A 14,466-nucleotide genomic window follows, 5' to 3' on the forward strand; every position below is an offset into this window, starting at 1 on the left:
GGCGCCCCCGCGCCGCTCAGTCCGCGCCCGGAAGTTCCCCGGTCCGCGTCCAGCGCAGCACCTCGTCCGCGCCTCGGGCGTTGACCACGCGCGACTCCGGCACCCCGCACTCCTCGGCCCGGGCACAGCCGTTGATCTGCCAGTCGAGCTGGCCCGGAGCATGGGCGTCGGTGTCGATCGTGAAGAGCACGCCCGCTTCAGCGGCGCGCCGCAGCAGCCGGCGCGGTGGATCCAGCCGGTCCGGGCGGCAGTTGATCTCCACCGCCGTGCCGGACTCGGCGCACGCGGCGAACACCTCGTCCGCGTCGAACTCCGACTCCGGCCGTCCGCGCCCTCCGTCACGCCCCGTCAGCAGTCGTCCGGTGCAGTGCCCGAGGACGTCGACGAGCGGACTGGTCACCGCGGCGACCATCCGCCGGGTCATCGGCCCTGCCTCCATGCGGAGTCCGGAGTGCACGGACGCGACCACCACGTCCAGCCGGTCGAGCAGCTCCGGCTCCTGGTCGAGCGAGCCGTCCGGCAGGATGTCGCACTCGATGCCGGTGAGCAGCCGGAACGGCTGCCAGGTGCCGTTGAGTTCGGCGACCGCGTCCAGTTGCTCGCGCAGCCGGTCCGGGCTGAGCCCGCGCGCCACCGTGAGCCTGGGGGAGTGGTCGGTGAGCACGGCCCATTCGTGGCCGATGGCGGCCGCCGCGCGCCCCATCGCCTCGATGGGGCTGCCCCCGTCGGACCAGTCCGAGTGGAGATGGCAGTCCCCGCGGAGCGCCGCGCGCAGCCGCGCTCCCGGGGCGTTCTCGTCGGGCTGCGCGCCCGTGTCCTCCTCCAGCCGTCGCAGATACGCCGGCACCTGTCCGGCCAGGGCTTCCCGGACGACCTGGGCGGTCTTGGGCCCCAGGCCCCGTACCGACTCCAGCGAGCCGGCCGCGGCCCGTCCGGTGACCTCGCCCTCGCCCAGGGCCGTGACCGCCGCCGACGCCGTCCGGAAGGCACGCACCCGGTACGTGGGGGCGCCGGACCGCTCCAGCAGGAAAGCGATCCGGTCCAGTGCCTCCACCGGGTCCATGGCCGGGCGCCGTCAGCACGGGCCGCGGAAACGGGCAGCGGCCACCGCCCCGCCCGCGCCGGTGCCCTGCGCCGGGCGGCCGCCGTGCGTTCTGTCGTCCGCCGCCATCACGTCACCCTTCCTCGACGGTCCGTCGCTCCCATCGTCCTCCCGCGGCACGTCACGAGCGACCGACGAACTTCCGCGCGAGTCTGTCGCCCAGCGTCACCGCGGCACGGTGGGACTCGATGGGAGCGACCTTGGAATCCCGGAACAGGATGTACGTCACGCCGGAGTTGACGCCTCCGGTGGCCGGATCGGGGTCTATGCCCAGCGCCCGGGCGGTGGCGTGCGACGCCTCGCCGATGAGGTCGGTGGGTCCGGCGTCGCCGACGACCGCGTACACCAGCCGGTCGCGGTGGATGACGGCGGCGACGGTACCCCCGCGGATGCGCGAGTAGTTGTAGTCCCACAGCGGACTCACCGCCGGTACGACGATGAACGGAAGGTCGGCCGAGTCCAGTGGGTACCCTTCCGAGTCCCAGTAGGCGGTCTCGGGCTGCCAGTACTCGTCGGTGTCGGGGTTGCACTCCGGGCTGCTCAGCCCGTCGCAGTCGATGTCGAGGTCCGCCTTCCAGAAGACCACCGAACTGGTGCCGCACACCGGTATGGACTCCTCCTGGTCGGCGTCGGTCCGGAACAGTCCGTCGGATATCTGTGTGCAACTCCTGACCTTGGCCAGGAGTTCGCGGGCGGTCACGGAGCCCTCGTAGGTGTGACGGGCGGTGGCGGTGGCGGGCAGGACGGCCGCGACGAGCAGTGCCGCGCCGCACGCGGCGACGGCCTTGAAGCAAGGGGACACGGGGTGTTTCCTCCGGTTCGGGGGCGGCGGCCGCGTTCAGCGGCCGCCGCGTATGTGGTGGGCAAGCCGGTCAAGGAAGATCCGCTGGCCGGGGACGAGAAGCTTCGCCGCGCGTTCCAGGGGGAACCAGTCGACCCGGTCGACCTCCGGGAACTCCGTCGGCACACCGGACCGCGGCGGCCACTCCATCGTGAAAGTGCCGGGGCTCACGGAACGGGGATCGAGGTCGCCCTCGACAGCCCACACCGTGACGGTCTTGCCGCCCGACTGGCGGCTCTCACCGAGGGCGATGCGCTCGCCGTCCGGGGCGGGCAGTCCGAGTTCCTCCTCGAACTCCCGCCGCGCCGCCGCCTCGGGTCGCTCCTCCGGGCCGTACTCGCCCTTGGGAATCGACCACGCGCCCTCGTCCCTGGCGGCCCAATAGGGGCCTCCCATGTGCCCGATCAGCACCTCGAGATCCGCCGCGGCGCCCCGGAACAGCAGGAGGCCGGCGCTTCGCTTGCCCGACATGCCGCCGAGTCTGCGGGGGGCCGGCGGCCGCCGCCATCGGACCTCGGGGCCGCGGTCGCCGGGTGAACGTCATCCGCCGGGTTCACCCCTGGGAGTGGGCCGGTCCGGCCGGAGCAAGGGGGTCTAGCCCAGGAGAGTGGACAGGTCGACGCTCTCGTCGGCCGGGGGCGTCGCCGTCGGGACGGGCTCGTCGTAGTCCGAGAAGTCCACGGTCGCCTTCGCCGCACCGGCACTCGTGACCACCAGGCGCACCGGGTACGGTTCGCCCTCGGTGGCGACGTACAGCGTGATCGTCCGGCCCGCCAGATTGCCCGACAGCGGGATGGCGTCTACTCCGTCGACCTCGGTCTTCTTGCCCTTGGTGAGGTCGACGTCGCTGGTGGGGACGCCCGTGAGCCGGTCGACGAACGTGTCGAGGTCGCAGACCTCGGTCATCCCCCTGAGCAGTCCGTTGTCCGTCGTGCCGCGCAGATAGCGGTCCCCGACGATCTCCTTGACCGTGTCGCCGCCGCCCGGTACCTGGTTCTTCCAGAACGCCGCGTCCGGCTTCATCCACACCGTCTCGCCCCGCTTGATGATCTCCACGGAGCCCTCGTCGCCCATGCTGACCGTGCCGGCGCAGTTGCCCGAGCGGTCGAGGGCGAGATCCAGTTCGTTCGGCGAGCCGGGCTCGCGAAGGTCGCCCTTGCTGGTGATGTGCACCGACTCGGCGCCGATCAGCGCCTCACGGGCCTTCTCCGCGATCTGCCGGGCCGTGAGCGTCTCGATGTCGTCGCCCGCGTACGCCGTTCCGCCGGCCGCAAGCGCGACCGCGAGGAGCGCCGCGGACGACACCCGTGTCCAGCTCCTGCTCCTGGTCCCGCTCCCACGGTGAAGTGCGCTCACGATCGTCTCCCGGTGACGTGACCGGCCGGGCTGATCCGCCTTCTCGAGCCTACGCCGCGGGGGCACCGGCTGCCCGTTCGGGTGAACCGCCGAAGGGTGGGGACGGGCGGCCCCGCTGAGCCCGGCCGCCGGAGGTCCGGCGGCCGTGACGGGCGGCCGACCCGGCCGTCCGTCACGTTGCGCGGCCGCCCCTGGCGCGGCAGGGTCGTAAGTGCGGCCGAAGGAGGACACAGCCATGGCCATCGCCAGTGTGAATCCCGCGACCGGCGAGACGCTCAAGACCTTCGAAGCCATCGGCCCCGAGGAGATCGAGAACCGCCTGGCCGCCGCCCACGCGACCTTCCGTGTGTACCGCACGACCTCGTTCTCCGAGCGGTCCCGGCTTCTGAGGCGGGCCGGCTCGCTGCTGGAGGAGGACCAGGAGGACATCGCCCGCACCATGACGAGCGAGATGGGCAAGCCGCTGACGGCCGCCAGGGCCGAGGCGGCGAAGTGTGTGAAGGCGATGCGCTGGTACGCCGATCACGCCGAGGAACTGCTGGCCGACGAGCACCCTTCCGACGACGACGTGAAGGACTCGGGCGCCTCCGGCGTCACGGTCCGCTACCGCCCACTGGGCGTGGTGCTCGCCGTGATGCCCTGGAACTTCCCGCTCTGGCAGGTCGTGCGGTTCGCGGCGCCCGCACTGATGGCCGGCAACACCGGACTGCTCAAGCACGCGTCGAACGTCCCTCAGACCGCCCTCTACCTGGGCGATCTCTTCCACCGGGCCGGATTCCCGGACGGGTGCTTCCAGACCTTGCTGGTCGGCGCGGGCGCGATCGAGGGCGTGCTGCGGGATCCGCGGGTGGCCGCGGCGACGCTCACCGGCAGCGAGCCGGCCGGGCGGTCCGTCGCCGCGATCGCCGGTGACGAGGTCAAGAAGACCGTCCTGGAACTCGGCGGCAGCGACCCGTACGTGGTCATGCCGTCGGCCGACGTGGACCGGGCCGCGCGGGTCGCCGTCACCGCCCGGGTCCAGAACAACGGGCAGTCGTGCATCGCGGCCAAGCGGTTCATCGTCCACGAGGACGTCCACGACGCCTTCACCGAGCGCTTCACCGCCCGGATGGAGGCACTCTCCGTGGGCGATCCCATGGACGAGTCCACCGACGTCGGCCCCCTGGCCACCGAGCAGGGCCGCGCCGACCTCGAGGAACTGGTCGACGACGCGGTACGGCTCGGCGCGGAGGTCCGGTGCGGCGCGGGCCGTCCGGGAGACCGCCCGGCCGGCTGGTACTACCTGCCGACGGTCCTCACGGGGATCACCCCGGAGATGCGGATCCACCACGAGGAGGCCTTCGGCCCGGTCGCGACCGTCTACCGGGTGTCCGGTCTCGACGAGGCCGTGAGCGTCGCCAACGACTCGCCCTTCGGCCTGAGTTCGAACGTCTGGACCCGGGACGCGAGCGACATGGAGCGGTTCGTCCAGGACATGGAGGCGGGTGGGATCTTCTTCAACGGGATGACCGCCTCGCATCCGGCGATGCCCTTCGGAGGCGCGAAGCGCTCAGGCTACGGGCGTGAGCTGTCCGACCACGGGATCAAGGAGTTCTGCAACATCACGACCGTCTGGACCGCCGCCTGAGGCGAACGCGCCGCCCCGCCGCGGGGGCTGGAAGCCTGCGTCCGTGATGTGAGCCGGACGGGCAGGGCAGCCGGTCGAGGCGGACGACTCACCGGCGCGGGTGGGGGACATCGGGTGTGTGAAGAGTGCTGCCCCATCCTGCGGGCGTATCGTCCGTATGTGGGTGATTTCGGGAATGGCTGGTTCGGTGCGCCTCCTCCGAGACGGGCGGTATGCGTCCGCCGGTCTCGCCGGCCCGCTCGCCGACGGACGGTACGGCGCGTAAGCCGCCGCCGGGCGGCGGCCCGCAGTCGCTTCGGACGCGTTCGCACGGCCACCACCGCAGCGACCGGGGCCGGGTAGGGGCCATGCGGTTCCGCCCCTCCGGCCCGGTTCCCGGCATGGAGCACGTGGAAGCCCTCATGGCCGACGTGATGCGCGAGACCGGCGCGTCGGCCGGCCTGCTCTACCTGCTGCCGCCGGAGGAACGGGTGCTGCGGCTCGCCGTGATGTCCGGCATGTCACAGCAGATCGCGGCGCCCTGGGCCCGCGCGCCGGTGGACGCTTCGACGCCCGTCGCGGACGCCACGCGCGAGCGGCGGCTGGTGTGGCTCGACAGTCGGGAAGAGGTGGCCCGCCGCTACCCGCAACTGGGCCTCGTCCTGCCGTACGACTTCATGCTCGCCGCGGCCCCCTTCGTCAGCGGAAACCTGGCGTGGGGCGGCATCGCCCTGCTGTGGACCACCAGGCACCCGCCGCGGCTCGGCACGCACCAGCGTGAAGCGATCACCGCGTGCTGCCGGCGAGCGGCGGATCTTCTTGAGCGGGCCGCCGCCCAGGGCAGGCCGCTGCTGCCCCCCGAGGAACCCCGGTCCCTTCCCGTACCGCTCGAAGAGGCCGACCCTGCCCGGGCGATGGCCGCGCTCGGCTTCACCGAGCGCCTGCCCATGGGGTGCTGCGCCCTGGACCTGGAGGGCCGGCTCACCTTCATCAACTCCGCGGGTGCCGACCTGGTGGGCGCCGGCGACGCCTCCCTCGCGGGCCGTCGGCTCTGGGAAGCGCTGCCGTGGCTGCCCGCCCCGGTCGGCGAGGACAGCTACCGGGCGGCGGTGGTCGCCCGCCGGTCCACCTCCTTCACCGCGGTGCGCCCTCCGCACACGCCACTTCTCTTCGAGCTCTACCCCGACGACAGCGGCATCAGCGTGCACATCTCACCCGTCGCGCGGCAGCCGGACACCGCGCATTCCCCGCCGTCCGACGACCGGTTCGGCGCCATGGGGCTCTACCACCTCACCTACCTGGCGGCCGCCCTCGCCGAGGCCGCGACCGTCCATGACGTGACCGACGTCGTCGCCGACCAGATCGTGCCCGCCTTCGGGCCCCAGGGCCTGGTCCTCATGATCGCTGACGAGGGCCGGCTGCACATCATCGGCCACCGCGGCTACAGCGCCGAGTTCATCAGCCGCTTCGACGGCACGCCCCTGGCCTCCGACACCCCGACCACGCACGCACTGGCCACCGGCGACGCCGTCTTCTTCCCCACCTTCGCCGACTTCCAGCGCCGCTATCCCGAGGCACCGCGCCATGACACCCGGAACGCCTGGGCCTTCCTGCCGCTGACCGCCTCCGGACGCCGCATCGGATCCGTCGCGCTCTCCTACGACCAGGCCCGCCCCTTCCCTCCCGCCGAACGCGCCCTCCTCACCTCCCTCGCCGGACTCATCGGCCAGGCCCTGGACCGAGCCCGCCTCTACGACACCAAACACACCCTCGCGCACGCCCTCCAGACCGGCCTGCTGCCCCGTTCACTGCCCTGTGTCCCCGGACTCGAGATCGCAGCCCGCTACCGGCCCGCCGGCCACGGCATGGACATCGGCGGCGACTTCTACGACCTCATCCACGCGCCCACCGCCACGACGGCGGCGATCGGTGACGTCCAGGGCCACAACCCCGACGCCGCCGCCCTGATGGGACAGGTCCGTGCCGCCGTCCACGCCCATGCCACCGCCGGCACGTCCCCCGGCGAACTCCTCGCGCGCACCAACCGCCTCCTCACCGACCTCGACGCCGGACGGTTCACCAGCTGCCTGATCGCCCAGCTCGACCCTGCCCGCCACCGCGCCCGTCTCGCCACCGCGGGGCACCCCCCACCCCTGCTCCGACACCCTGGCGGACGCACCGAAGTCCTGCCCCTGCCCCCCGGTCTCCTGATGGGCATCGACCCCGACGCCGACTACCCCACCACCGAGATCCCCCTCCCGCCGGGCGCGGTACTCGTCCTCTACACGGACGGACTCGTGGAAGTCCCCGGTACCGACATCGACGACACCACCGACGACCTCGCCCGGCACCTCGCACAGACTCGCATCCAGGGCCTGGACGACCTCGCCGACGACCTCGTCCGCCACGCGGAGCGGGCCGCCCCGCGCCACGACGACATCGCCCTCCTGCTCATCCGCGCCCGGCCGACCGGCGACTGACGTCACCGCACCGCCGCCGCGGGCCCCACCCGACCGCGACACCAGCCGATGCGCGACGCCGGCCCCGATATGACTCCTGCGGTCCGCCAACACCTCGTCGATCCCGCTGGTGAAGCCCGGACCGTCCGCCGCACCCTCCGTCCGCCGCTCCCTCCGTCCGCCGCACCCTCCGTCCGCCGCACCCTCCGTCCCCCGGACGGAGGGCGCCGCTCCCTCCGTCCGCCGGCCCCGGAGGGCGCCGCACCAGGAGTCCCGGACCGGCCGTTCGTCGCGCGCCGTCCGTGGGCAGGAAGAGGGGCAGCGAGTCGCAGGCGAGGGGCAAGGAGCACTCGATCATGGACCGGCAGACCGACTGGCAGTTCCTCGACGACCGGGGCCATCTGGCCACGTCCGACGGGCGGCCCGAACGGGTCGTCACCTACATCCAGGCCGGAGCGACCCTCTGGGAGCACGGCATACGCCCGGCCGGGCTGTTCGGATCGAACCACGACGGCGACGGGCCCGACCCGGTCAAGGCCGGGTCCCTGCCGCTCGACGGCATCGGCTATCTCGGCTCCGGCGCCGCGCTCGACGCCGACGCGCTGCTCCGCGGCGACCCGGATCTGGTCGTCGCCGTCACCTACGGCGGAGGACAGGTCTACGGACTCGACCCGGACACGGCGAAGCACGTGGAGGAGCGGGCGCCCCTGGTCGTCCTCGACGTCGGCCAGGGCCGGTCTCTCGGCGACGTGCGCGCCCGGTTCGCCGCCCTCGCAAGAGCCCTGGGCGCCGCCCAGGACACGGCGGGTGCCATAGCCCTCGCCCGCGCCACCGCCCGGCTCCGGGCCCTCGCTCACGACACCGCCGCCCGCCCCTGCTGGCCCTGTCACCGGCGTCCGCCGACAGCGCCTACCTCGCCAGACCGCAGTCCTGGCCGGACCTCAGGGAACTCACCGCCTTCGGCCTCGACCTGGTGTCACCGCGGGGAGGCGCCGGCACCAACTGGTCGACCGCCGACTGGTCGTACGTCGCGGAGCTCTCCGCGCGGGTGCTCCTCGTCGACGCCCGGGGCAACGCGTACCCCTTGGACGCCCTGCGCGACAACGCCGCCTGGCGCACGGCCGCGTCCGCCGCCCGTGTCGTGCCGTGGAACCCCGAGGAACCCCGAGGAACCGTACAGCGACGGCGCGCACGCGCGCTTCTTCGACCGCGTGGCCGACGCGGTGGAGGCGGCGGGAGGCGGCGTGGTGTAGTGGCGGGGTGCAGCGGCGGGGTGTGCGGACGCACGGAACACGGCGGCACGGGGCGGGAGCCGTGCTGACGCGGGAGGACGGGGTGCGGCACCGCCGTGACGTCTCAGCGGCGGCCGGCGAAGCCGTCGAGCGCGGCGAGTATCTCGGCGGCCGCCGCCTCGCTGCCCAGGTGGCCCGCTTCGCCCATCGTCACGAGCCGGGCGTCCGGCCAGCCCCGGCACAGCTCCCACGCCGTGTCCGGAGGGCTGGACAGATCGAGCCTGCCGTGCACCAGCACGCCGGGGATACCGGTGAGCCGCGCCGCGTTCCGCACCAGGGCGCCCTCCTCGAGCCACGCCCCGTGCGCGAAATAGTGCGAGGTGATCCGGACGAAGGCGACCCGCGCCGCCGGCGCGCGGCCGGAGTAGACACCGGACGGAGCGTGGGGTTCCAGCGACACGACCGCGTCCTCCCAGGCGCACCAGTCGTTCGCGGCCTTCTCCCGCACAGCCGGGTCCGGGTCGTTCATCCTGCGCGCGTACGCGGCGACCGGGTCGCCGTCCCGCCCGGCCTCAGGGACCCCCGCCATGAAGCGGGCCCACGCCTCGGGGAAGAACCGTGCCACGCCCCGGTAGAGCCAGTCGATCTCCGAACGCCGCGTCGTCGTCACCCCGTTGACGACGATCTCCGACACCCGCTCCGGGTGTCGCTGCGCGTACGCGAGCAACAGGGTCGACCCCCCAGGACCCGCCGTACAGCAGCCAGCGGTCCACCTCCAGCAGCTCCCGCAGCCGCTCCATGTCCGTCAGCAGATGCCCGGTCGTGTTGGTCGTCAGGTCGGCGTGGGGGTCACTGGCGTGCGGGGTGCTGCGACCGCAGCCGCGCTGGTCGAAGAGGACGACCCGGCAGCGCTCCGGGTCGAACCAGCGACGGGCACCGGGCCCGCATCCCGACCCCGGACCGCCGTGCACCACGAGGGCGGGCTTGCCGGCGGGATTGCCGCAGACCTCCCAGTACACGTGGTGGCCGTCACCGGTGTCGAGCACGCCCGTCTCGTACGGCTCGATCGGCGGGAAGCGCGTGGGCATGACGATTCCTCAGATGACGGGGCGGTGAACGGGCGGGGTGCGGCCGGATGACCGGGTGAGCCTCCGGGCGGTCGCGCCGGGGGTGGTGGACGGCCACGTGGTCGATTCCCGGCCCGGCGGATTCCGGCAGGGGCGCCGAGGCGGGACCGTCCCGTCCGTCCTACCACGTCGACCGGTTACGCTCATCGAGTGAGCGGACACCATCACGACGAACCGGTCTTCATCAGGAAGCACGGGCGCTTCGTGTACAACCCGAGGAACCCGGTCGGGCGCCTGCTGATGGGGGTCAGCGTCGTGGTCGTGGTGGGGTTCGTGTACCACCTCTTCGACGACGCGCGCTGGAGCGAGGGCGAGTTCCGGGACGCTGTTCGCGAGGCCGCGGTACGCCTGGAGGCCGAGCCGCAGTTCCTGCGCGGCTACCTCGGCTACGAGGAGCGGATCGAGGACGCCGTCAAGGGCACGGGGCAGGGGCCCGAGCACACGGTCGTCCGCGTCGAGGCGGTCGACGAACCGGACGCGGCCGGCGCCGACGGCGCGGACGTGTTCGAGATCAGCACGGACGACGTCGTCACCCCCTACTGCATGCGCGTGTCCCCGCCCCAATCCGAGCCGGACGTGTTGCGACTGGAGACCGTGAGGGTCGCGGTGGAGGTGGCGGAAGGCCCCTGCTGAGGCAGCGCGGTCACCACCCGCACCAACCGGGCAGCACCGCCGAACGGCCCGGGCCCCGGTGAACGGCGCACCGGCCCCGTGCCGTCGATCCGATCGCCGGCGCCCGGCCCGCCGCCTCACCTCGCGGTGCCCCGGTGGTCCGGCATGCCGCTGGTCGAGGTCGCGGGTACGGCGGGCACTCCGGCGCGCTCCATCTCCCGGCGGTTGAAACGCTCGCAGAGCGTGGCCCCGAGGATGAGTCCGTGCCCCAAGAAGACCGTCATGGGAACCAGGACCATACGCACGAAGTCCGCGTCCTCGGGCCGTATTCCGGACAGGGTCGTGAGCGGTGGGACCATGAGACCGGCGTACAGGACGAACGCCGCTATCCCCTTGACCTTGAGTCCGCCGGGCGTCGACTGCCGCCGCATCCACAGCGGCACGCGCCCCGCGATCATCGCCGCGCCGAGCGGCAGCATGACGGCCGACCAGACGGCCGTCCACAGCCACTGGAACATCTCTCCTCCAACGGACGTGCGCTCAGGACGGCCGGGATGCCCCGTCGTTGTCGCGCTTGAGGATCCGCTCGTCCGGCCGCCCGTCCGCCCGGTCGTCGTGGCCCTCGGGGATGCCGGCGAGGTCGTCGACGTGGAAGATCCGCGCGATGGGGACGTCGGTGCTGCTGTGGGCGATGATCGAGAACGCGATGCAGACGGCGATGAGGGTGTACGCCTGCTCGCCCTGCGGGATGCCGGCCTGCAGCACGAGCAGCCCGTAGACGACCGAGGCGAAGCCCTTCGGCCCGAACCAGGCGGCGACCAGCTTCTCGCGGCGGTCGAAGCGGGTGCCGATCAGCGACAGCAGCATCGAAGCCGGGCGGATGAGGACGATCGCCAGGACGACGGCGACGTACCCGCCGAAGGACAGGTCGCCGAAGAGCTGCGGCGTGAGCAGCGCGCCGAAGACGAGCAGGGCGGCGAACTTCGCCAGCTCGGCCAGCGCCTCTCCCAGCGGTTCGAAAGCCGTCTTCGCCTCCGGTGACACGGCGGTGATCACCGCGCCCGCGGAGAACGCGGCCAGGTAGGGGTTGGCGTGGGTGAGGTGGCACACGGCGTACAGGATGATCCCCGTGGCCAGCGGCAGCAGAGGCTGCAGCTTGGGCTCCGCGCCGAGCAGGCTGAACCGTGCGAGCCCGTTGACCAGCAGCGGCAGCAAGACCCCGAAGGCGAGTCCCAGTCCGAGCTCCAGCGCGATCTTCCCGAACGACGCCTCGGTGTGGCCGCTGGTCGGGCCGGCCGCGACGATGAAGATCAGGACGAAGGGGAGGGCGAGCCCGTCGTTGATGCCGCTCTCGACGTTGAGCAGCTGCCGCAGTTTGGCGGGCACTTCCTTGCGGCCCACGATCGCGGAGGCGAACACCGGGTCGGTCGGCGCCAGGACGGCGCCCACCAGGAAGGAGGTCGTCCAGTCCAGTCCGGCCAGGTAGTGGGTCGCGACCGCCATGCCGACGAAGGCGAGCGGCATGCCCAGGCCCAGGGCGCGGGCGGGGTTCTTCCAGTGCGCCCGCAGTTTGGGGAAGGACACGTGCATGCCGTCGGTGAACAGCACCGCGAACAGTGCCAGATCGGCGGTGACCGCCACGATCTCGCTGTCCGGCGTGATGTGGATGAGTCCGAGGAACCCGTCACTGACGAGCGCCCCGCCGACGAGGAAGAGGAAGGACGTGGACAGCACGGTCCGGGCGGCGAGCCCGGAGAGCAGCACCGCGATGAGAAGGGCGGCGCCGAAGACGGCGACGAGCACCATGTATGTAATCCCCCGATCGGTGAAGACAGCCGTCCCTTGTTTCGCCGACCAGGCTTCCCGGCACTCCGCGGCAGACTTTACACGCCCCTTACGCGTTCCTGACAAGCACCTGACGGGCATTCAGTTCCGTTCCGTTCTTGCCGGGACCCGGCAAGAACGGAACGGAACGGTCCATGCCGCGAACCGGCCTGCACCAAGTGGGTTGACGCCGCGCCGCGTTGACGCGTGGCGGGGCGCCGAGGGCGGGGGCAGCCGCTGGACGGTGCCCCTGCTGCACCGGCCGAGCGCGGGGCGTACCTTCCACCCCGCTCGGCCGGACCGCTGGTCGCCCGCTCCGCCGGTACGCGTCCGGCGGGCGCGGTCCGCGTGCCGCACCACGACGCGACGGCGGGGCGGTCGTCCCGTGGTGGCGGAGCGGGAGCGATGTGACGCCCTAGGGTGACTGGTGGCGCAGGCGCTTGTCGGCGGCGACGACGAGCGCGGAGAGCGCGGCGATGCCGAGGATGCGCAGCCACGCCTGGCCGGTGATCGGTGCGGTGCGGAAGGGCCGGTCGGTGTTGGCGTGGCTCAGCCGCGCGCGGTCTCCGCTCGCATCGGTGGCGCAGCGGGGGTGCCGGCCACGGGGCCGAACAGCACCGCCCGGGCCATCCGCGGAGCGAACAGGGCGCTCAGGGGGTTGGTCAGCGTCAGCACGGAACGGAAGACCGGTCCCACGAGCACGGGATCGCCCGGGTACCGCTGCTGGACGCGGTCCAGGTACCAGCCGACCGGGCGGTCGACGGCACGGGAGGCGACGGCGCTCCCCATCGCCCCGGGCATGGCCCGGTCGGCGCCCGCGGAGATGTCCCACGCCTGTCGCGAGGCATCGAAGAGCGCCTGCTGGACCCGTCGGGTCGTCGGCCTTCGACGCGGGTCGGCAAGCGCGTCACGCAGCGCCATGGCGCTCATGGCGGCGACCGACATGCCCTGTCCGTAGATCGGGTTGAAGGTGCAGAGCGCGTCGCCGGTGGCGAGGAACCCGGCGGGGCGCCGGCCCTGACGGTCGTACCTGCGGCGCAGGTTGGCCGTCGAGCGGAATCCGTACGCCGGTGTCTTCGGCTCGGCCGTGAGCAGCCACTCGTGGAGGTACGGGTGGGGGAGGCGCGCCGCGAAAGCGGTGAACCCGGCGTCGTCCGTGGGCGGTTCCTGGCCGCGGAGGCCCGCGAGCGCCACCAGGTGGTTGCCGTCCTCCAGGGGCAGCACCCCGCCCGCGTACGGCTGCGAAGGGTTCGGGTAGAACCAGTAGGCCAGCGCCTCGGTGCCCAGATGGGCACCGGTGTTGCGGTAGATGCGGGAGGCGTACGCCTGGCCGGTGTCGATGCTCTCCTCCTGCGGCGGCTCGGCCCCGATGGCCGCCAGCCACTGCGGGGCGCGCGAGCTCCGCCCGGAGGCGTCCACGACCAGATCCGCCTCCAGCGTGCGCGAGCCCTTCGCGGCCCCGTCCGCGCTGCTGCGCTCCCGCAGCAGGACACCACGGACCCGGGAGGCGTCCCCGGCCAGTCCCACCGCCTCCGCGGACTCGACGGTCGTGATCACCGGATTGGCCAGCACCCGTCTGCGCACCAGATGCTCGAGCTGGGAGCGGGAGCCGGTGTGGATGTGCGTCGTCGGGGCCGTCCGCCGGAGCCAGGTGCCGTTCCAGGCCACCATGTCCTGGGGCATGCCCACGCGCGGCGCCCCGGCCGCCCGCAACTCGGCCGTGAAACCGGGTAACAGCGAGTCCAGCGCCAGCTGCCCGCTTTCCAGCAGCACGTGGGCGTGCCTGCCCTGCGGGACCCCCGGACGCGGCTCGGGACCGTCGGGGACGCGGTCGCGCTCCACGACGGTCACCCGGTCGGCGTGGCCGGCGAGCACGTGCGCCGCGAGCAGTCCGGCGAGGCTCCCCCCGATGACGACGGCATGGCGTGCCTTGCCGTCCCGTCCCCAACCGGTCCGTTCCCGCGCGTCGTTCACCATGTCCGCCCCTCGTGGTCAGCGAGTTGATCTGTGGCCGACCAGTATCCCCGGCGGCGACCGGAAGATCACGGGCGCCGAGCCGCAGCCGCCCGATGTGGTATAACGCTGCGTCCGGGAACGGGCCGACGTGGCCGTCGTCAGAGGCGGTACGCGGATCCCCCTCGGGCAATTCCCCATCGCCCAGGCCCCTGTGGGGTCGGTCGGTCCGGATCGGCGTGCCCGGACCGGTCCGCCGGCCAGGCAACCCGGAGTGACCCGGCGGCCCACGCTATTGCGGGGCTGACCTTTCGCGGCAGATGTTCTGGTGCGCCGTGTCGGCCTCGACGTGCG

10 protein-coding genes and 2 pseudogenes are annotated in these 14,466 nt (G+C 72.8%); 4 read left to right on the forward strand and 8 right to left on the reverse strand.

Annotation, left to right across the window (positions count from 1 at the left end; translation table 11 throughout):
* Positions 1–16 precede the first annotated feature (16 nt).
* The 4 genes from FEF34_RS35675 to FEF34_RS35690 all read right to left on the reverse strand — a co-directional run bounded on the left by FEF34_RS35675 (position 17) and on the right by FEF34_RS35690 (position 3,299).
* Positions 17–1,063: a PHP domain-containing protein gene (locus tag FEF34_RS35675; RefSeq protein ID WP_138056854.1), complete on the reverse strand. Its 1,047-nt coding sequence runs from the start codon at positions 1,061–1,063 to the stop codon at positions 17–19.
* A gap of 160 nt (positions 1,064–1,223) precedes the next feature.
* A complete protein-coding gene (locus FEF34_RS35680; RefSeq protein WP_138056855.1) occupies positions 1,224–1,904 on the reverse strand; it encodes a glycoside hydrolase family 75 protein in 681 nt (226 codons plus the stop codon).
* Between the two features lie 36 nt (positions 1,905–1,940).
* Positions 1,941–2,414, reverse strand: a complete 474-nt coding sequence (locus FEF34_RS35685) for an NUDIX domain-containing protein (protein WP_138056856.1) — start codon at positions 2,412–2,414, stop codon at positions 1,941–1,943.
* Between the two features lie 123 nt (positions 2,415–2,537).
* A complete protein-coding gene (locus FEF34_RS35690) occupies positions 2,538–3,299 on the reverse strand; it encodes a LolA-like protein (RefSeq protein WP_138056857.1) in 762 nt (253 codons plus the stop codon).
* A gap of 235 nt (positions 3,300–3,534) precedes the next feature.
* On the opposite strand from FEF34_RS35690, the gene FEF34_RS35695 reads away from it, so the two are divergent.
* The 3 genes and pseudogenes from FEF34_RS35695 (at position 3,535) to FEF34_RS35705 (ending at position 8,617) form a co-directional block, all read left to right on the forward strand.
* Entirely contained in the window at positions 3,535–4,926 is a 1,392-nt protein-coding gene (locus tag FEF34_RS35695) for an NADP-dependent succinic semialdehyde dehydrogenase (RefSeq protein WP_138056858.1), read from the forward strand.
* Positions 4,927–5,306: 380 nt separating this feature from the next.
* The gene (locus FEF34_RS35700) at positions 5,307–7,385 is read left to right on the forward strand and encodes a SpoIIE family protein phosphatase (protein WP_234042711.1); all 2,079 of its coding nucleotides are present in this window, start codon (positions 5,307–5,309) and stop codon (positions 7,383–7,385) included.
* 335 nt (positions 7,386–7,720) lie between these two features.
* Positions 7,721–8,617, forward strand: a pseudogene (locus tag FEF34_RS35705) (ABC transporter substrate-binding protein).
* 103 nt (positions 8,618–8,720) lie between these two features.
* On the opposite strand, the pseudogene pip reads toward FEF34_RS35705, so the two are convergent.
* A pseudogene (pip, locus tag FEF34_RS35710) lies at positions 8,721–9,684 on the reverse strand (prolyl aminopeptidase).
* 189 nt (positions 9,685–9,873) lie between these two features.
* Between pip and FEF34_RS35715 the strand changes: the two are divergent.
* Entirely contained in the window at positions 9,874–10,356 is a 483-nt protein-coding gene (locus FEF34_RS35715; RefSeq protein WP_138056860.1) for a hypothetical protein, read from the forward strand.
* A 116-nt stretch (positions 10,357–10,472) separates the two neighbouring features.
* Here the strand turns inward: FEF34_RS35715 and FEF34_RS35720 are convergent, their stop codons facing one another.
* The 3 genes from FEF34_RS35720 to FEF34_RS35730 form a co-directional block, all read right to left on the reverse strand.
* Positions 10,473–10,853: a hypothetical protein gene (locus FEF34_RS35720; protein WP_138056861.1), complete on the reverse strand. Its 381-nt coding sequence runs from the start codon at positions 10,851–10,853 to the stop codon at positions 10,473–10,475.
* Between the two features lie 22 nt (positions 10,854–10,875).
* A complete protein-coding gene (locus FEF34_RS35725; protein ID WP_138056862.1) occupies positions 10,876–12,141 on the reverse strand; it encodes a cation:proton antiporter in 1,266 nt (421 codons plus the stop codon).
* Between the two features lie 567 nt (positions 12,142–12,708).
* Positions 12,709–14,136, reverse strand: coding sequence for an FAD-dependent oxidoreductase (locus tag FEF34_RS35730; RefSeq protein ID WP_138056863.1), 1,428 nt, complete (start codon positions 14,134–14,136; stop codon positions 12,709–12,711).
* Positions 14,137–14,466: the final 330 nt, after the last annotated feature.

It is taken from the genome of Streptomyces marianii (assembly GCF_005795905.1).
Classification (GTDB): Bacteria; Actinomycetota; Actinomycetes; order Streptomycetales; family Streptomycetaceae; genus Streptomyces; species Streptomyces marianii.